Source organism: Vibrio breoganii, assembly GCF_001677275.1.
Classification (GTDB): domain Bacteria; phylum Pseudomonadota; class Gammaproteobacteria; order Enterobacterales; family Vibrionaceae; genus Vibrio; species Vibrio breoganii.
Genome location: NZ_CP016179.1, coordinates 12531 through 30312 on the forward strand (window position 1 = coordinate 12531; position 17782 = coordinate 30312).

The window sequence follows — 17782 nt, forward strand, 5'->3', positions numbered from 1 at the left end:
GAGGTTAAACATGAAGAAGCTGTTGCTCATACCTATTTTGTTGCTTCAAGGGTGCGTCACGATTCAAGAAGTCACAAAGACTGTTGAGCCAGATAGTCCTAATTACGCGCCACCAGCTATCAATTACATGATGGAGAGGCAAAGTTCGGGGAGTTTGTATTCTGGCCGTGGAGGTTTGTCGCTGTATCAAGACAGAAGGGCGTACCGAGTAGGTGATGTTTTGACTGTGAATCTTGAAGAGAAGACTCGTTCGGGAAAAACAGCATCAGCTTCTTTTGCAAAGAAATCCAGTGCAGCGTTAAGCGCGCCAAGCGTGGGTACTTATACGCTTGACGATTTGGCTGCTGCGATTGATGGCTCGCGTGCATTTGATGGTTCGGCCTCGGCCTCGCAAAACAACTCATTGACGGGTGCTATTACTGTGATGGTTCATGAAGTAATGCCTAATGGTGTACTGAGAATTAGCGGTGAGAAGTGGTTGAGCTTAAATCAGGGCGATGAGTACATCAGATTGACCGGTTTAGTGCGAGTCGATGATATTAATGCCGACAACACGCTGAGTTCAGAGCGTATCGCTGATGCGCGAATTACGTACTCGGGTGAAGGGTCTTTGGCAAATGCGAATGAGCCGGGTTGGTTCATGAAAATACTTAACTCTAAGTGGATGCCTTTTTAAATGAGAAGAAGAAAAAAGCCGGGTGCATTTACAAACAGACTCTTGGTGCTTTTTGCGGTAGTTGCGTTATTTACTGCACTTACAAACACAGCGAATGCTGAGAGTAGGGTTGGAGATATAACCTCTGTCTATGGGGATCGAGATAATCAGCTAGTTGGTTATGGCGTTGTTGTGGGTCTTGATGGTACTGGCGATAAGTCATCACCTTTTACTCAGCAATCTGTTGTAAACATGCTGAAGAATTTTGATGTGCAGCTTGGATCGCGAGCGAACCCGAGATTGCGCAATGTTGCGTCGGTGATGGTAACTGCAAATCTAGGTGCCCATTCGGTGCCAGGTCAAACTCTGGATGTCACTGTGAGTTCAGTTGGTGATGCAAGGTCGTTGCAAGGTGGTACGTTGCTGATTACTGAGCTTAAGGGTTTGGATGGTCATGTTTATGGTATTGCTCAAGGTAACTTGGTTGTCGGCGGTTATACAGCGTCGGGGGCTGATGGAAGTAGCATTACTCACAATATCCCAACGGTGGGTCGAGTGCCGAATGGCGCAACGGTTGAGCGTTCTATGCCTGAGTCTCCAAACCAGAAGACGATCACTTTGTCTCTTACGAGACCTCACTATCAAACATCGGTAAATATTGCGAACAGAATCAACGAGCAATTTGGCGGTGAGATAGCAAGAGCAGTGAATAAGGGTGTTGTTGAGGTCGATGCGCCTTTAACTCCGAATACTCGTGTTTCTTTTTTGTCGCTAATTAATGAATTGGTGGTCAAGCGTGGCGTAGATGGTCCACAGGTAGTTTATAACTCGCGTACTGGCACTGTTGTTGTGGGTCAGAACGTAACAGTAAGTCGAGCAGCCGTATCGCAAGGTGGTTTGACAGTAACGATTAGTGAAGACCCATTCGTTTCACAACCGGCAGTGCTGAGCAAGGGTGAGACAGTGATGGGTACTATTAGTTCGGTTTCTGTCCAAGAATACGACTCAGGCATGATGGTGATCCCAGAAGGCGCAAGTCTTCAAGATTTAGTGGATACAGTTAATGCAATGGGCGCGACACCAGCTGTACTTGTGCAGATACTACAGGCACTTGATCGTGTTGGAGCGTTGAACGGGGAATTGATCATCATATGATTTCTCCAATCGCGTCTGTGGTTATAGACACGTTGAATGGTGAGAGTGTTGGCCATGCTGAGGTTATCACTCCAAATGCGAAAGCAACATTGGCTAGTCCGCAGTTTGTTTCATTTGAAGAAGCGTTGCAGCTGTCGAATCAAGAGCGAGCGGGTCGTTCTGGTTCGGTGCTGGATAATACTGAATTGCGTAGTTTGCAGGGGCGGGGCGACAGTCCGGCGAAAATTGCTAGGGTGGCAGTGGAGTTGGAGACTGTTTATATGCAGATGGTATTTAAAACTATGCGAGATAGCGCGAAGGCGTTTGAAGATAAGGATAGTCCTTTGAGTTCCGCTAATGACGGTATGTTTAAGGATGTGTTGGACCAGCAGATGGTATCAAACATGAATAGAAATGGTGGAAGTGTAGGTTTAGCTGAGAGCTTGTACGTCCAGATGTCACGAAATTTTGGGAATAAATAATGTCGAACATTTTTAATATTGGTCTGTCGGGTATGCGGGCTGCCAGTATCGGTTTGGGTGTGACTGCTCAGAATACTGCAAACATCAACACAGATGGGTACACGCGTCGTCAGGCAGTTTTTAGTTCTGTAAATGGTGGCGTTGGTGTTGGTGGTGTTCAAATTGGTGGTGGTGTTAACGTTGATAGTATTCGCCGTGTAGCGGATGAATCAGCAAACGCAGTTATGCGTGATGCTATTACTACATTTGGCTACAGCAGTGCTTATCTCGGAAAAATGTCTTCATTAGAGAAGTTGCTTAATGCTGATGGTCTTAATTTGGATGAAAATCTAACGAGTTTATTTACCTCTTTGTCACAGGCCTCTGTCGATCCAGCAAGTGGTTCATATCGACAGCAAGTGCTTCAAAGTGCGGATTTGCTTGCTACAACGGTTTCATCTGGTTATTCAAGACTGACAAGTCAGATTGATGGTTTGATTCGTGACTATGATTCGGTTCTAGAGTCAGCCAACGCAAACTTATCAAAAGTAGCGGAACTCAATAAAGCTATTCGTGATGCTGGCTCATTGGGGCATGACATTAGTGGTTTGCAGGATTCAATGGATTCTGTGATTGCTGAGTTATCAGGCACGCTTGATGTCAAAATGATGCGCATGGGAGATGGCACGATTGAGTTGTCACTCGCGTCTGGTCAGCCTTTGGTGATTAATGATAAACACTCCGTCCTAAGTCGTGATGTTTCTGGTGGCGGTCATTTTGCTACAGATCTTGTGGTGGACTTTCCAGGTGCGACTTTCAAAAGTACAGGCTCTATCGGTGGTGAGTTGGGAGCATTCTCGGATGTGTTGGCTGACCAATACTTACCGCTTAAAGACTTCTACAACGAATTTGCTAAAGCGATGGCTGATGAATTCAATGCTGTCCTTGCGTCTGGTACCGACCTAAATGGTGCGGCAGGTGCGGCGTTATTCGAGTATAACCCGCTAGATCCGGCTGTGAGTTTAAAGATCACAGATATTAGCATTCAAGAGCTGGCGTTCTCTACGGACGGTACGATTGGTAATGCCGATAACATTAAAAACCTGACTGACATTGCCAATAAAGCATTGCTGGGAACAATGACGCTTTCAGATGCTTATGTAGGTGAGGCGACTCGTGTTGGTGCTGATACTTCAAAATACATCTCTCTGTCGGAATCAAATCGCCTTCAATTGTTATCTGCGATGACAGCAAGGGATGCTGTCTCTGGTGTGTCTTCTGATGAAGAAGCGGCGAATTTAATGATGTATCAAAATGCCTATAACGCAAATCTAAAAGTGCTTTCTACAGCTCATACGATGCTAGAAAGTGTCTTGGCTTCATTCTAAGGAGATAGTTCATGAGAGTAACAGACAGCCAGTTTATGTATACAACGCAACATGCCTTGATGAGACAGAATATTAAACTGAATCAAGTGTACGAACAGATCACAACTGGCAAGCGAATCAATCACATTTCTGATGATAGTGTGGGCTGGAATCAGATTCAGCGTCTCAATCGTTCCTTGGCGATGAATGAAGCTTACAAAACGACTATTGGCCGTGTTGAAACGGAATACATGCGCTACGAAACAGTTGTTAAGCAACAAGAAGAGATCGCACAGCAAATCAATGAGTTGATCATTCAGGGGCGCAACGGTGCGCTGGATGCAGAGTCGCGTGAAGGTTTGGTGATCGAACTTGAGGGGCTTAAAGAAGAGATGATTTCTCTTTTGAATACTCAAGTAGATGGTCGTTACATTTTTAGTGGCACAGATGAGGGTTCAGCTGCGATATCCGATGTACCTCCATACAACCTGTTGGGCAATGACGACAGACGTCAAGTTCAAGTGTCAGAAACGAAGATAATTAATGGCAACTTTGTTGCGAGTGAAGTCTTGGGTACTAGTGACATTCTAAATCAGTTAGATGCAGTAATTGGTGAGTTTAAGAACCCAACAGCAGATTTTGAGCAGATCACTGGTGATGGTTTGGATGCGGCGATTGATTTTCATCACTCGGTCCTATCAACCCTTACGAAGATTGGTGCGACCGGAAATACGCTAGATCGCCTTCTTGAAGCTAGTGAGGATATGGGTGTATTTACGGAGAATATGCGTGATGGCCTGGAATCGTTAAATATGGCGGATGCTGCAACCCGTCTTAATCAGACTGAGTTGATGTTGCAAGCTACGCAGGCAACATACATGAAGTTGGTGTCCAACTCGCTCTTTAATTACATCTGATAAGGCTTGTTGATGAAGAAGTATCTATCGCTATTCTGCTTGGTAAGTTCGCCTGTAATTGCGGCCGATCTTGATCAGGTGGAGTGGGGCTACGAAGAGCGCCCGTATTTTTGCTCTCTGTCAGCAGAGTTACCTTACAAGAGTATTCAGGCAGAGCTGATAGCAATGCCTGAGCAGCCGATTACTTTGAGAGTTAATACGCAAGGGGCGTATCGCTTTGGGGGAGGGGCGAGAGTGTTGGTGGAACCGGTCGAATGGAGTTATGGGCAAAGTGAGGTTTTACATGACTTTGCTTTGGACTATCAAGCCAGAAATCGACTTGAATCAACTGATTCTGTCAAAGACGCGCTTCATATGATGTCGTTGGGCAGTCAGTTGGTTGTCGTAGGTCCAGATAGAAAAGATGCGTTTGTACCGGTCGGATTTTCCGAAAAATCGAAGTCTTTTGAGCAGTGTTACACAAAATTGCCACAAATTTCCTTCACTACTGGCCGAGATGCGGAAGTATATTTCGCAAGTGGAGCGGAAGCCGTAACTTCCCCGCGTGATATTGAGTTGCTAGAAAATATAGCGCACTTGATTGAGTACGATGGCGGTGTCGTTAAGGTGTTGATCGATGGGTTTACGGACTCGTCGGGCGATCATATTGAAAATTTGGAGCTGTCTCGTAAAAGGGCAGAGCATATTGCAGTCTTCCTTGCTGATCGTGGTGTGGCAATAGATAGTATCGAAATCCGATCTCACGGTTCACGAAAATTACGTTACAACGAGAAAACTCGTAATGGTCGAGCAAAAAACCGCAGGGTTCAAATACGTTTAATCAAAGGCTAATTGTAGAAATGCAAATCCAAACACTTGGCAATATGGGCGCGTTGCAAGCGTCTATGTTGCAAAAAATGCAACTTCAATCATCTATTGCTGCAAGTTCGGTAACCTCCCATCGGAAGGTGGAAGGTTTAGATTTTGCGTCAATGATGAAAAACGGAATTGGTCAAGTTGACCAGCTACAAACAGTTGCAGCGAATAAAGTTCGTGATGTTGAACTGGGCCTTAGTGATGATTTGGTCGGTGCGACAATTGCTAATCAAAAGGCTGGTTTATCGTTTTCTGCGTTAGTGCAGGTCAGGAATAAGATGGTTTCGAATTTTGACGAAATCATGAAAATGGCAATCTAATCTCTGTAAACTCTGGAAAGAATATGGAACCCAACTCAAAAGCTGAGGAAGGCGCAGCGAAAGTAGCTGCTGCGTCGAAGGAAAAGTTATCAAAGTTTTCTGAATCTGCAAAAAATGTCTTTCAAGACGGGAAGAAAACGACAGCGATTATCACGGCGGTTGCATTAATATTTGCGACCGTCATTGTCATTATGCTTTGGTCAAGTTCTCCAAGATATAGACCTTTGTATTCGCCTACATCGAACTACGATAGTAGTAAGATTCTAGAAATGCTCGATGAAAGTCGTATCGATTACCAGCTGTCACCATCTGACGGTAATGTGATGGTACTTGAGAGTAAGGTGTACGAAATCCGCAAGATTTTGGCGGCGAGAGGCCTGCAGGAAGAGATTCCAGTGGGTATGGAGCTTATCACCGAGAACTCTAGTCTGGGACAGTCTCAGTTTATTGAGGAAGCTAAGTATCGTTACGCTCTGGAAGGAGAGCTTGCTAAGAGTATCGTTACGTTTCAGTCAGTAAGCTACGCTCGAGTACATTTGTCTGTACCTAAGACAACAAAGTATGTAAGAAACGCAGATACTGTGCAGGCAACGGCGTCTGTAATCGTAAACTTGGTTGATGGCCAGGACTTAAGACCAGCGCAAATCGACTCAATCATTAACTTGGTTGCGGGTTCTTCTGCTGCGCTAAAGAAAGAAAACATCTCAATTGTTGATCAGTTTGGTCGACTCCTTAGTGACGAATCAAGCGTAGGTGACTACGTGATGTCTACGTCTAAACAGCAAGATTATCGTGCTCAAATGGAAAGTTACTTGCGTACGCAAGCTGCTGACATTTTGACGCCTATATACGGGCCTTCAAACTTCCGTGTTCGTGTGAATGCAGATATCGATTTTACTCAAAAAGAAGAAACTCAAGAGAGTTACGGTGACCCTGTAGTTCGTAGTGAGGTGCTTTTAGAGAACCGTGGTGCTTCACAGATGACTCTGGGAGTTCCTGGTTCACTGTCTAACACGCCACCTATTACTGATGCTGATGCGGTGAGTGCTCGTGGTGGTCAACAGACGCGTTCTGAAGTTAAGCGTGATTACGCTGTTAGTGGTCGTGTAGTGCATAAGAAGCATCAAAATGGACTCGTTCAGGGCTTAACTGTTTCTGTTGTACTGAATGGTGAGTTCATTGATTCTGATGAAATGCCAACAGAGCTAGTTGAGATTTCAGACCTAGTGAAGAATGCGGTGGGCTTTAGTGGTGAGCGTGGTGATCAGTTTAAGATTAGCCAGTTACCTTTCCAAAGTGTGGTAGAGATCGCGAAGGTTGAATTGAAGTGGTACGAACAACAGGATGTTGTGACGCTGGCTCGCTATCTAGTGTCGCTCATTCTTGGTTTGGCACTGGTGTTCATCGGTCTTAAGCCTCTTGTGCGATTCATGATAAACGGCACGTCGAAGCCTCAATCAGAAGTGATTGAAGGTAGTGCGGCTGAAATGGCGAATGATGAAGCGAAGATGAAGCAGGATGAGTATCTGCGCTCCTTGGGTATCAGTAGTGGTGGTCTAGGTGCGTTTGATATTGACCTACCTGATTCAGAGTCACCAATACAAGATCAGATACAGCATGCTCAGAAACTTGTAGAGCGTGATGCTGATAGAGCGATAGAAGTCTTCAAAACGTGGATGGCAACAAAATAATGGCGACAGAAGAAGTAAAAGAATACCAAAGTGTTGAAAGTGTCGCGATGCTCATTCTGGCTCTAGGGCCAGAGTTGGGCGCTAAAATCATGCGTGGCTTTGAGCACAGTGAAGTAGTGAAAGTTACGAAGGCGATGAGTTCGCTTCGTGATAACAAAGTTATTGATGTGCAGGCTGCGCTTGCTGGGTTCTTTCAAGATATTCGTCAAAATGCGGGTATTGGTGGTGGTACTCGTGGTTATGTTGAAGAGGTCTTAAGGCAAGCTCTTGATGGAGATTTGGCTAAGAACTTGATTAGTGAGGTGTATGGCGACGATCTGAAGCGTCTTGCTAAAGATCTGGAGTGGATTCCTGATGAAGTTTTGGTACCGCGTCTAAACGAAGAGCACATCGAGATTCAGGCGTTATTGATTTCGTGCTTAGAGCCATCCCATGCCGGTCGTATCTTGAATATGTACGATGAAGAAGCGGCCAACCGAATTATGCTGAAGATTTCCACAACGGATATCATCACTAGTTCACAAGCTCAGACGTTAAAGGATTTAGTTGAGCGTTGTAAGGAAGCTTATAAGGCAGCTTCGGCCCAACCGGTTGATGGCGTCAAAGTGACAGCAAGCATCATAAACCACATGGAACGCAGTCATACCGTATTCTTGGATTTCATTGGCGAGACTAATGAAGATCTTAAGCAACTTATTGAAGAGTCAATTATTGATTTTGCGTTGGTTCTTAAGCAAGAGAGTGATGTATTTGATGTCTTAAATGCTCACGTCAGTGTGGATACTTGGGCTTATGCGCTTAAAGGAACTGCAGATGTTGATCGTGAGAAGATTATTGGTACCTTCCCAAGTCGTATTGCCAATGAGTTGAAATCTACTATCAGTCGTCTAGGTCAGACACCGAAAGGTCAGGTTGAGAGAGCGCGTAAAGAAATCATTGATGCTGTGCGTAAGTTGCAGCAAGACGACGAGATCGTGCTGACATTCGGTAATGAGGAGCGCATGGACTAATGCTTCGTCCAGGAGCGCTTAACGGCGTAAGAACACAGACGGCCACACGGCCGTCGAGTGTAGGGAAAAACAGTCGCGTTGCTAAAAATGCCGCCGTCTCACAAGTCGGTGGTGTAGCTAGTGTTCATGCGGGCTTATTGCCTAGTGCATTGCCATTCGGTGATTTCAGTCAAAGACCTCGCTTATTGGGTGAAATGACAGATACGCATGCGGTTTTCAGTAGCTTAACAGTCGCCTCATCGCTAATAAAAAATGCCGCGCGTGGTTTGGGTTCTATCGAGCGTTGCTTGAGTCATGAAACTATGACGCCAGAGCTTGCCAACAAGATGGATATGGAAAAAATAGCAATCAACGAATGTGTGAACACGAAAGTGTTTGGGCGTTATGTGCTTGATTCAACTTTTCATCCATCGACTGGTCTAATCGATTACGTGCGCTTTACGATTCCCGGTCTGTCGCTATCTCGTCATGAGTTGGACTCGGAGGTCGTTACGCTCTATCTAGCTAATCGTCTGTTTACCCTGAGATTTGAACGTACAGAGCGCACTGAAGATAAGAAATCGCGGTTCGTTTACTTGTTCGGTTTGGATAACTTTGAGCTGACTTTTAAAGAGAATGGCGATTTTGTTATTGGTGTTCCTGATGAGGTCTGGCGTACGTGGGATGGTCAGGTGGCCATTCTTGGTGAAGGTAAACGATATGCTCAGGGCCAGCCTATACAGGTAGGTGTGCTTACTGAGAGTGTTACTGTAGAAGATGTTCTGGGTCTTAGTCTCGCTGATGAATCGCGAGTAGCGGTCGTGAGAAGGACAGAAGAGCATCTGGCTAATAGATTTGCGCTGGTGGGCGATATGATCGCTCAGAACAGTGAAAAGGTTTCATTATTATCTGATCGGTTCTCGCGACTTGATGAGCAAGATGTGCGAGATATGGTGGCTCAGTTTAATGAAAACCCAGCTCAGGCTATGTTTGAAATAAGCATGGGTTACCGAAATGCTAGTGGCTATCTGATTAGAAACCTATTGGCGCCTGAGAAATAAACGAAATCGTGTCGTATCATAGTATTGAGAGATACTAGTGAGTGATACGAACATGAAAAGTAGCAGTGTAAGAGTCGGTTCGACTGTTCCAACAATTGCACTTCGTCGTACCGATGGTGCACCAAGCGTCAATAATGCCGGTGGTAAGCAGAAGCGCAGTCACGAAGAAAATATAGATACATACGAGTATGAGTTGGTGCGCAATGCAGCATCGACTGTAGTTGTTGATGAGTCTATTGATACAGAGCGAGTGCAGTATTATCGAGATATGCTCGTCTCTGGACAGTTAGATGTGGATTTAAACGAGTTGGCAAATGCCATTTTGGGTAAGCATGACAAATAGTGAATTACTGAAGGCGTTTTATTCGTCAATGAAGGAAAGTGTAGAGACAGCTGATCGCCTGTTTACAACGTTGGGGTTGTTGCGTCAGGCAGGTTTGGAAATGGACTATGAAAAGACTCAACGGCTTAATGAAGCGGTTGGTGAGTTGAATGTGAAGCTGGAAGAGCAGGCTCAGTCGAGATACTCAATTTCTCAGAAGCTGGGTTGCAGCGGCGCGCGTTATAGTCAGCAGTTGATTGAGCGTCTTAGTGGTGAAACTCAGAAGCAGGTCGCAGACATGGCTGGTCGCCTTGAGAGTGTGCTAGGAGACTGTAAGGTACGAATCGAAGATCAGGTTGAGCTTATGCAGCGACAGCAAGATTCAGTAAAAGAGCTGATTGAAGAAGTGGCTCTCGATATCAAAGCATAAGTTGTCATTCATCACTCATAGTAGATAACTTATGGTAATTAGACAGTTGAACGTTCTGAGTGGGGCATTAGCTCTGCTCTTTTTTTCTTTTGGGGCGCAGTGTGCTTCATTGATGACCACAGAAGTTGAACGTCAAGTTCATGAGTTTGTATCACAGCAACTTCAAGATGCATACCACCAGCATTATGTGGACCATCAGATAGAGTTTGGCTTTCCAAGTCGGGTTCAGTCGGAAGAGTGCCCAAAAGGGAGCGTTAGTGTTAGTTTCCCTCCAAATATGCGTAGCGTAAATTCAGCGGTGATGGTGTGTGCTGTTACGGAGAAGCGCTCTCGATTCAAGTATAGAGTAAAGCCAATGCTTTCAGTGTTGGTTCCTGAAGTGAACATTCAATCGGGTATAGAGTTATCACCAGTCCAAGTGGGCTCAAAGGTGGTGGAAACGCGTGTACCTAATGACTTCCTATTAGACCTAAAAGAAGGTCAATACAGGGCAAAACGCCGTTTGAATGTTGGTTCCCCGATTCGTTTATCACAGTTAGAGACAAGGCCAACGGTTGTGTCTGGCCAGGTCATAGAGTTTGTGGTGACTCGCGGGTCAGTGTCCGTAAGAACGCGTGTTGAGGTCCTGGAGGATGGAATGATCGGTGAGTTTGTGTGGGTTCGTAATGTCGTAACAGGTACTACGTTTCTTGCTCGCGTTACTTCGGAAGGGTCGCTCGATGTTTAGCTTTGTCACCTTCCGGTAGTACCGACTTGAAAATCCTCAAAGAATCTTGTTGCTCGTCTAGATTTTAACGTCACCAGAAGATTGATCATTTTCCCACTGTTTGTCTTCGTATTCCCACTGTGCCCAGTCATCCTTTAGTGTTTTAAATTGCTTGTCTAATCGCTCCGTCCGCTCATCAAGTAGAGCTTTAGTTAAAGGGCGTGGCAAAAACGAAATCGCAAACTGCAAGCAGAGTAGAGCGAACGCAGAGCTAAGTTCTTGTCGATAGAGAAGGTAGATTGTTGCGGCGACTATTATAAGTACGATGTATCTGGCGTGGCCGGTGTACTTTATCGCAAGGTTAGAGCGGACAACTAGTTCGTCGTCGGTCATTGGTTTCGTCTTGGCGCGCCAGTATTTATACATGCCTTCTACTTTATCGTTATATGGTTCGAATAACTATATCCCAGACTTGCTTGTCGTTGCCATCAAAATGTTCAGTTGAGCAGTGCGAGCAATAAACAATCCTGAGTGTTTTCTCCTCGGTTCCAAATTGCACTAACAAAGCCAGTTAAGTTATAGGGGCTGGAGTTAGTGTAGTGGTGAAGTATGATTTTCAAGTAGAGCGATTTAAGTACGCGGGGATCGGTGCGCGCAGTATTGGTGGTTTGCACACACTGATACTTATGAGGCTGGCGTTTATCTTTCGTTTGGAGGGTGGCAGCGGGCGTTCGGGCAGTGCTGAAGGTAGTGATATCGCTATAGAGATTGGTTTTTACTTAGCTGAGTACGAGTTGGCGAGACTCGGTCTAATACCGCGCATCGATGCAAGATTTTTCGAGTCGATCATTCCGTGGTCAAATTTCAATCATAGAGATACATATAAGACGCCGTGGGTCACATCGGACATTCCGGATTGGGCGTTTGAGTGTGCAGCTCAGTTGCATCCGGCTTGGGATAAGCTAAGTCAGGGTGTTAAGCGACTAATGGCGCGTAATACGTTGCAGATCCTCGATAGAAACACCCAGAAGCCAGTTGATAGGGTTATTTGTTACACCGAAGATGGAGCGTCGAGTTTGGAGGAGATTACCTCTCGAACTGGCGGGACGGGTCAAGCCCTTCGCTTGGCTTGTCAGCATGGTGTACCTATCGTTAATGTTGGTAATTCTGCGCATAGAGCTGAGATTGAATCTTATATTGCTGAGCGCGCGATGATCTGGAAGGAAGCCTACGGTATAGATTTGATGCAAATAACTGAGTCTGCTTATTGGGATAGTCCGACGGGTGGTAAAGTCGTTACTGGTGATGCGATAGCCCATTGCGAAAATGGAGGCTCCAACGTTCTTGTGCACAACGCCAATATACACAATTCTTTCGGTAGGGGGTTTGCACTGTCACTGTATCGCCGGTACCCACAATCGTTTGTGGTAGATAGTGCGACTGTTAAGGGTGACAAATCCAAGTTAGGGACACTAAGTGTCGCCAATGTAATTTCTCCGCAAGGTAATCCTTTTTCTATCATTAATATCTATGGTCAGCCCTTTATGAACGCTGATCCTGGTGTATGTTGTCTTGATTATGCGGCGTTACAAAAAGGCCTGGATGAAGTTAAGCTTCGGTATGGATCTGACTCGATAGCTTACCCAATGATAGGTTCTGGTTTGGCTGGTGGTTCGTGGTTGACGATATCACGAATGTTGCGTAAGACATTTGAGGGTGTAGATCATACCCTTTGCCGATTTTAAGTTGTTGTCCATGGACTTTGGCTTTGCAGAAAATGCGAGATGTTACGCAGTGTTCATGGTGTTTTGATTTTATGCGATAAAGGTAAATTAAAGTGCGAGCACTAATTTTTTGACGGTGCTTATCGGTATGCTTTATTTAGAGAGTAAAACGCTGGGTCACAACAGGGCGTTCTTGTCTGTCTTGTGGCACTTGGGTGATGTTGTGGATAATAAACTGGTTCTCACCAAGGCTTCTATAGCAAATGTGTGGACTATTTCTAAGTCAGCCAGACGAAATATATCTATTGCCGCAGGTGATCTTGGTAATGTTAAGTTGCTGTCTGTCGATTCTGACGGCGATGGAGAGAAAGAGCGGATAAAATCAAAGGCTGTATCTTTGTTTCGCTCAGTGGAGGTTGGTAAGTATTGCATTACGTTTGAGTTTATTCCGGATCGTCTTCAAGCCCTGGGTGCTCTGCGGGAGTTGTTATTTCAATACATTCCAATTCATGCATTGAGGGGGATTAGTTCAAAGCATACGTTGAATAGTTACTTGGCGTGCTTGTATATGCTGAGAACCAGTCGCTCGTATGTTTCAAATATGTATCTTCGGACGTTGATGGGGTATGTAGATGTTGAGAAGGTTGATAATCACGCGCTGTTTCGCAGTGCGATAAAATCAGCGAGAGAGGATATGTTTGCTTTGCCTGTCAAGCCAATCGAGTTACTGGCTCGTGATGGCCGCTGTGCAGTCACGCATCGTTGGAAAGCGGTTGGATTTAGGGTTCGCTTTGTTGAGAAATTGCGTAAATTGGCGTGATTGCCTGGTGAATGATGCAAGGTAAGAGAATGAGTGGAATTGGTAAGAGAACACCCTTATAGCAAAAAATGCTATAAGGGTGTTTGTTTTTACTCAGATAAGAGTTCTCGAGCTTCGTGCAAAGTGACAAATCGGTTATTCGTATCAAGGATGCCGAACACTAGGTTTTCGACTGCGCCATTGACCTGCATGACCATATCAGCAACTTCAATCATGTCGAAGAGTCCGCTGTTCGAGCTTCCTGCTTCGATTGTTAGAGCATCTAAAGTTGAAGGTGTGTGAAAATCAGCTTTATCACGTTGCGCTTCAGCGTACGTGGCATAATCGTCACCGTTGTATCCAACCAGTTGATTGTGGTATTGCAATTTAATCGGTCTGGCGTCGATAGCGATACGCAAAAGCGGTACGCCATCGCAGATATCCGAATCGGATAAGTCATCAATTCCATTCACTTCGTATCCAAATTCATCTTGATTTAACTCAAAACCAAATTTGGAATAGAAGTCCACCAGCTTCAATATGTATTTTGGCGAACGGTGTTGATCGCAAGCCTCCAGAACAATGTTGAAGTTGAGGTAGTCACAAATCTCACAGATTTCGTTCATTCGCGCAGTTCCAACGCCATTGCCCAGTTGTGTGCCGGCATGTAGATGGTAGATGCTTAACGCATGTTCATCTAATCCCAGTTCCACTTTGGCCAGTGTTTGTAAGTGCACTAGGCGAGTGATGCCTTTGCTAGGCGTGAACTCGTCGCGGATTCGAGAAATGTCGTTTCCAGCTGCAAGCTCCAGTACTAAATCAGAGGGTAGCCATCCCTTATCCATAAGTTTCTGGATAAGTGCGGTGTAGTTTGCTTTCTGAGTCATATTGCTTCTCCTGATGTTGTGTAATCAACTATGAATAAGCTCGTTATTGAGCAAATCAGGGGGTAGTAGGTAAATCGAGAGTTTAACTGTAAAGAGATTGAATCTTTTGCTGGTCGAAGTCTTGTTGGTTGCACGAAAGTAAAAAAGCCCCGACACTCAGAAGAGTGCGGGGCTGGTTGGTTAAAACATAGAAAGGGTACGATCGTTGAGCTCCTCTTGGAGTAGCTCTTTTTTGGACTTGGTAGGTTTACGTTTGGGACTGGATTGCTTCTTCTTAACTTTAATCATCGCTGACTCAGTTGGAGTTGAAACATCTTCGCCGAAATCCATCGAAAGTTGTTCAATATACCAATACTCATCATCAACTTTATCCAGCGCTTGTTCTGCGTCGAATTCAGCTTCAGAAAAGTTTTCAAGAACAAACTTCTTGTATTCCTCTTTGTCTAAAATCCCAAGTTCATCCTTGCGAGCAAGAATTTCCTCAAGAGACCGGTTGCCACTCAGTTGTCTTCGCTCCCACCACTGTCGGCGTGTCGCCATTAGGTGGTAGGTGTACTGCTTGCCTTTAGCAATGGTTATTGCGCCGCTACGAAGGTAACTCATAGCTGCGCTTAAACTACTGTCTAGAGGGTTTGGGTACCTGTATCTCGCAATATCAGAGAAGTAAAAATACATTTGCTCTCTATCAACAGATAGCAATTTAGATGTCTCTAAATGCATTGTTGAATAGTGATATTCGATACCGTCACTTTTGCGGGTGCGGGGTACTCTGTACTGGGCGTCATTTTCCCATGCCTGTAAATCTACAAACTCAGCCATGACATCGACTAGGCCTAAATTCTCCTGGTTGTCCGTCCAATCCTTGCCTACATATATGTAGTGAGGAGCGGGTTGTGGGGTTCTAGGGACAGGCTCCATCGTTGTCATCTCCTCCAAGATCTCTAGATCTCCGTGATTTCGAACTTCATCCCAGACCATAAGGGCCTCATTGGGGTGATCGCTGAAATTGTGAAATGACCATAGGAAATCAAGTTTCAAGACTGTTTCTTCATCCACATGTTTGAACTGCGGCCTCGCCATCTCTCGGTTATAAGAGGTGTCTTCTGCATAGCCCCATTTTATCTGGAGGGCTAGGTGTGTGGCTCGCATTTCTTCGATGTAGTCAGCAGTAACTATGGCCTTGAAAATCTTACGACACTTAGCGAAATTGTATAAATCGGGCTGGATTTTTGCGAAGCCAAATTTATCGATTCCTCTATTGATGTTTACTCGCTCACTCCAGTCATAGTGACGATAGGCAATGAAATCCCTGATTCGACTTAATAGCTCAAGATGTTTGTATTCATCTTTAACGACTAAGTTTGTCATGGACTTGTCTTCAAGGCCTACTGCTTGGCAGTCCCAACAGCCGTGCCGGGATTGACAGGGCTTGGACTTAGCTTTCTCTGTACTAGCAGTAGCGAAGAGGTTGCACTCGCCCGCACTATCAGCGTATATCTTTGATATCGCTTCGTAGTTAATGGGTGATGGCAAGGTTTTGCTCGCATCGGTACCAGCGCTTCCAAGAATTGTCCAAATGTCTGACGTAGTCATGTGTTTAATTGGATAAAAATTGTAGCGGTTGGTGTTTCCCTCTTGCGAAATTGCCAAGTTGTCATCAGAGCCGCCATGTTTAGCAATGCTGGCAGCACGAAGTGTGCCTTCCTCATCTCGAGAACCTAGGCAGACAATAATTTTGTCTGAATTGGTTATCCCAAGTCTTTTGCATGCTTTTCGAATGGCTCTGCGTATCGGCAGTACCTTTCTATCCATGGCGCACTGGCGCACATTGCTGCTTACTGTTGTCGGAAGTCCACGCCCACTGCAAATGCGACCGACTAGGGTCTCAGAGAAGTTGGGTTTGGCTAGGACCATGTGAGTGTACTCATTGAAGACCGAATCGGAGAACAATCCATCCCAATTCTGCTTGGCAGTATTGGAGATTTCAGGCATCTCACTTAGGGTATCGCTGTGAACCAGAATTGATTTAGTCTTGGGTTTAAAACCTTCGGCGTACAATTCATAGATCGCATATGAATACAATAACGCTAAGACATTTGAGTCTTTGCCGTTACTCCACCCGATTTGACATACAGCGCCATCACGAATTAATGACTTAAAGCGGTCCACTATCGCGAACATGCGTTCGGCTAGGGTGCCCAAGTGTGTGAGTTCTACTTCCTTTCTATCTTCAGTGACGTACGTATAGTCATTGAGAATAGAGCTATTTAGGGCGCGTTGGCGCCATTTTAAATATCGGGGGTCGTACTCATTCGACTTGTCCTCAGTACAAAAGAGTTGTCTAGCTCTTTTGAGTGGGGTTAGGTCATCGGTACCATTTATGATTTCATCAATGCTGATTTCCTGTTTTTCAGGTTCACCTCGCCATTGCTTGACCTTCTCCCATACGCAGTTTTCTTCATAGAAGTTAACTGCGGTATACACTTCATCGAAATGCATAGGGTCGTAGTCTTGCTCGTCAGGATCATGTCCCGAGCCACTGATTAGTAACCTTTCTAATTGTGTTTTATCCATTGTTGTATTCCTTATTTTCCTTTACGAAAAGATGCGCAGATGCGCGTTTGATCCACTTTGGGTTCAGTCGGAATATGCGATTTGTGCGGGTGTTGAGTCTGTGTTGCGGTTTTCTATAGTGGGTGTGTTGGCTGGCGAGTTTCATGTGAGTGATGGATGTAAATGCTATGTGGCTACATGAATAAATCGTGAGAGGTGTGTGAGGTGGTGTTTTACAAAAGTAAGAACAGAAAGTATTTATTGAAGAGGGCTTATTGTGAGTGTTGGATTGAAAGAGAATGCGAGTGCAATTAGAAAGCAGTTGCTAGGTTGGAATGGTGCGTTGGCGTGTTTGTTTGGGGTTGTATTCTTCCTATATGGTTTGTTTGATTACTACTTGGCTGTTGATACCGGTCTGAATCGGGTTTTGTACCCACTCGGTATTGTATTTGTGGTCGGTGAGGTGGTTATGCTCGCTTTGCATTTGGTTTACGGTCGTAAAGGAAAGCGCAAGACTTAAGCGCGATAGAGTCAGCATTGACTGATTGTGAAGGCTGACTTTCGCGGTGCTTAAGTTCTACTTGGGTTGCTTGGTGAGCGATTCCAGTAATGAGATGCTGGATAATGAAACGTTCTTGCTGTGTTTTGCTAGGTGATAGATGCGAGTGTACTCATCATGCTCTCGAACGCGATGTATAAGTGTGATCAGGGTGTTTGCGTGGTCTTTATGGGCGCGCAGTACCTTTATTTGATAGCTTGTTCTCGTTTTATAGAGCATCGCCTTGGTGACGACTTTATTGCTTTCGTGAAGCTCAGCTAATGCTTGGTCCACTAATACATCAAAGTCCTGCTTAGTGGTCCCGGTAAGGTAACTAAATTGAATGTTGCTTTTAAACTTTCGGTATATGGAG

20 protein-coding genes are annotated in these 17782 nt (G+C 45.1%); 16 read left to right on the forward strand and 4 right to left on the reverse strand.

Going from position 1 to position 17782, the window contains the following annotated elements; genetic code table 11:
* Positions 1-10 precede the first annotated feature (10 nt).
* From flgH to flgA, 13 genes are all read left to right on the forward strand, one after another.
* Positions 11-676, forward strand: a complete 666-nt coding sequence (gene flgH / locus A6E01_RS18945; RefSeq protein WP_065211055.1) for a flagellar basal body L-ring protein FlgH — start codon at positions 11-13, stop codon at positions 674-676.
* Positions 677-1810: a flagellar basal body P-ring protein FlgI gene (locus A6E01_RS18950; protein ID WP_082961420.1), complete on the forward strand. Its 1134-nt coding sequence runs from the start codon at positions 677-679 to the stop codon at positions 1808-1810. It begins immediately after the preceding gene.
* Positions 1807-2271 (forward strand): rod-binding protein, encoded by a 465-nt coding sequence (locus A6E01_RS18955; RefSeq protein ID WP_065211056.1) that lies wholly within the window; start codon positions 1807-1809, stop codon positions 2269-2271. Before A6E01_RS18950 ends, A6E01_RS18955 begins: the two co-directional genes overlap by 4 nt.
* Positions 2271-3638, forward strand: coding sequence for a flagellar hook-associated protein FlgK (gene flgK, locus A6E01_RS18960; RefSeq protein WP_065211057.1), 1368 nt, complete (start codon positions 2271-2273; stop codon positions 3636-3638). The genes A6E01_RS18955 and flgK overlap by 1 nt, the downstream gene beginning before the upstream one ends.
* An 11-nt stretch (positions 3639-3649) precedes the next feature.
* On the forward strand, positions 3650-4534 hold the full coding sequence (flgL, locus tag A6E01_RS18965) for a flagellar hook-associated protein FlgL (RefSeq protein ID WP_065211058.1): 885 nt from the start codon (positions 3650-3652) through the stop codon (positions 4532-4534).
* A gap of 12 nt (positions 4535-4546) precedes the next feature.
* Positions 4547-5365, forward strand: coding sequence for an OmpA family protein (locus A6E01_RS18970; RefSeq protein ID WP_065211059.1), 819 nt, complete (start codon positions 4547-4549; stop codon positions 5363-5365).
* Between the two features lie 8 nt (positions 5366-5373).
* Entirely contained in the window at positions 5374-5709 is a 336-nt protein-coding gene (gene fliE, locus A6E01_RS18975; protein WP_065211060.1) for a flagellar hook-basal body complex protein FliE, read from the forward strand.
* 23 nt (positions 5710-5732) lie between these two features.
* A complete protein-coding gene (gene fliF, locus A6E01_RS18980; RefSeq protein ID WP_065211061.1) occupies positions 5733-7400 on the forward strand; it encodes a flagellar basal-body MS-ring/collar protein FliF in 1668 nt (555 codons plus the stop codon).
* Positions 7400-8410, forward strand: a complete 1011-nt coding sequence (locus tag A6E01_RS18985) for a FliG C-terminal domain-containing protein (RefSeq protein ID WP_065211062.1) — start codon at positions 7400-7402, stop codon at positions 8408-8410. Before fliF ends, A6E01_RS18985 begins: the two co-directional genes overlap by 1 nt.
* Positions 8410-9450 (forward strand): hypothetical protein, encoded by a 1041-nt coding sequence (locus A6E01_RS18990; RefSeq protein ID WP_065211063.1) that lies wholly within the window; start codon positions 8410-8412, stop codon positions 9448-9450. The genes A6E01_RS18985 and A6E01_RS18990 overlap by 1 nt, the downstream gene beginning before the upstream one ends.
* Positions 9451-9502: 52 nt before the next feature.
* Positions 9503-9793: a flagellar biosynthesis anti-sigma factor FlgM gene (locus tag A6E01_RS18995; protein ID WP_065211064.1), complete on the forward strand. Its 291-nt coding sequence runs from the start codon at positions 9503-9505 to the stop codon at positions 9791-9793.
* Positions 9783-10202 (forward strand): hypothetical protein, encoded by a 420-nt coding sequence (locus tag A6E01_RS19000; RefSeq protein WP_167714337.1) that lies wholly within the window; start codon positions 9783-9785, stop codon positions 10200-10202. The genes A6E01_RS18995 and A6E01_RS19000 overlap by 11 nt, the downstream gene beginning before the upstream one ends.
* Before the next feature lie 112 nt (positions 10203-10314).
* On the forward strand, positions 10315-10929 hold the full coding sequence (flgA, locus tag A6E01_RS19005; RefSeq protein WP_167714338.1) for a flagellar basal body P-ring formation chaperone FlgA: 615 nt from the start codon (positions 10315-10317) through the stop codon (positions 10927-10929).
* Positions 10930-10986: 57 nt separating this feature from the next.
* Here flgA and A6E01_RS19010 read toward each other — a convergent pair whose 3' ends face one another.
* Positions 10987-11334: a hypothetical protein gene (locus tag A6E01_RS19010; protein ID WP_065211067.1), complete on the reverse strand. Its 348-nt coding sequence runs from the start codon at positions 11332-11334 to the stop codon at positions 10987-10989.
* Between the two features lie 173 nt (positions 11335-11507).
* On the opposite strand from A6E01_RS19010, the gene A6E01_RS21175 reads away from it, so the two are divergent.
* Positions 11508-12653 carry a macro domain-containing protein gene (locus tag A6E01_RS21175; protein ID WP_082961421.1) on the forward strand — a complete coding sequence of 382 codons (1146 nt, stop codon included), beginning with the start codon at positions 11508-11510 and terminating at the stop codon, positions 12651-12653.
* 127 nt (positions 12654-12780) lie between these two features.
* Entirely contained in the window at positions 12781-13452 is a 672-nt protein-coding gene (locus A6E01_RS19020; protein WP_065211068.1) for a hypothetical protein, read from the forward strand.
* An 89-nt stretch (positions 13453-13541) separates the two neighbouring features.
* Here the strand turns inward: A6E01_RS19020 and A6E01_RS19025 are convergent, their stop codons facing one another.
* Positions 13542-14318, reverse strand: a complete 777-nt coding sequence (locus A6E01_RS19025) for a hypothetical protein (RefSeq protein WP_065211069.1) — start codon at positions 14316-14318, stop codon at positions 13542-13544.
* A 180-nt stretch (positions 14319-14498) separates the two neighbouring features.
* The gene (locus A6E01_RS19030) at positions 14499-16892 is read right to left on the reverse strand and encodes an adenine nucleotide alpha hydrolase family protein (RefSeq protein ID WP_065211070.1); all 2394 of its coding nucleotides are present in this window, start codon (positions 16890-16892) and stop codon (positions 14499-14501) included.
* 256 nt (positions 16893-17148) lie between these two features.
* Between A6E01_RS19030 and A6E01_RS19035 the strand changes: the two genes are divergently transcribed.
* Entirely contained in the window at positions 17149-17391 is a 243-nt protein-coding gene (locus A6E01_RS19035; protein WP_065211071.1) for a hypothetical protein, read from the forward strand.
* Between the two features lie 57 nt (positions 17392-17448).
* Here A6E01_RS19035 and A6E01_RS19040 read toward each other — a convergent pair whose 3' ends face one another.
* Positions 17449-17703 carry a hypothetical protein gene (locus tag A6E01_RS19040; RefSeq protein ID WP_133152969.1) on the reverse strand — a complete coding sequence of 85 codons (255 nt, stop codon included), beginning with the start codon at positions 17701-17703 and terminating at the stop codon, positions 17449-17451.
* Positions 17704-17782: the final 79 nt, after the last annotated feature.

Coding starts and splice junctions, on each gene's coding strand:
- flgH (WP_065211055.1), top strand. CDS start 11: ATGAAGAAGCTGTTGCTCATACCTATTTTGTTGCTTCAAGGGTGCGTC.
- A6E01_RS18950 (WP_082961420.1), top strand. CDS start 677: ATGAGAAGAAGAAAAAAGCCGGGTGCATTTACAAACAGACTCTTGGTG.
- A6E01_RS18955 (WP_065211056.1), top strand. CDS start 1,807: ATGATTTCTCCAATCGCGTCTGTGGTTATAGACACGTTGAATGGTGAG.
- flgK (WP_065211057.1), top strand. CDS start 2,271: ATGTCGAACATTTTTAATATTGGTCTGTCGGGTATGCGGGCTGCCAGT.
- flgL (WP_065211058.1), top strand. CDS start 3,650: ATGAGAGTAACAGACAGCCAGTTTATGTATACAACGCAACATGCCTTG.
- A6E01_RS18970 (WP_065211059.1), top strand. CDS start 4,547: ATGAAGAAGTATCTATCGCTATTCTGCTTGGTAAGTTCGCCTGTAATT.
- fliE (WP_065211060.1), top strand. CDS start 5,374: ATGCAAATCCAAACACTTGGCAATATGGGCGCGTTGCAAGCGTCTATG.
- fliF (WP_065211061.1), top strand. CDS start 5,733: ATGGAACCCAACTCAAAAGCTGAGGAAGGCGCAGCGAAAGTAGCTGCT.
- A6E01_RS18985 (WP_065211062.1), top strand. CDS start 7,400: ATGGCGACAGAAGAAGTAAAAGAATACCAAAGTGTTGAAAGTGTCGCG.
- A6E01_RS18990 (WP_065211063.1), top strand. CDS start 8,410: ATGCTTCGTCCAGGAGCGCTTAACGGCGTAAGAACACAGACGGCCACA.
- A6E01_RS18995 (WP_065211064.1), top strand. CDS start 9,503: ATGAAAAGTAGCAGTGTAAGAGTCGGTTCGACTGTTCCAACAATTGCA.
- A6E01_RS19000 (WP_167714337.1), top strand. CDS start 9,783: ATGACAAATAGTGAATTACTGAAGGCGTTTTATTCGTCAATGAAGGAA.
- flgA (WP_167714338.1), top strand. CDS start 10,315: ATGACCACAGAAGTTGAACGTCAAGTTCATGAGTTTGTATCACAGCAA.
- A6E01_RS19010 (WP_065211067.1), bottom strand. CDS start 11,334: ATGTATAAATACTGGCGCGCCAAGACGAAACCAATGACCGACGACGAA.
- A6E01_RS19020 (WP_065211068.1), top strand. CDS start 12,781: ATGCTTTATTTAGAGAGTAAAACGCTGGGTCACAACAGGGCGTTCTTG.
- A6E01_RS19025 (WP_065211069.1), bottom strand. CDS start 14,318: ATGACTCAGAAAGCAAACTACACCGCACTTATCCAGAAACTTATGGAT.
- A6E01_RS19030 (WP_065211070.1), bottom strand. CDS start 16,892: ATGGATAAAACACAATTAGAAAGGTTACTAATCAGTGGCTCGGGACAT.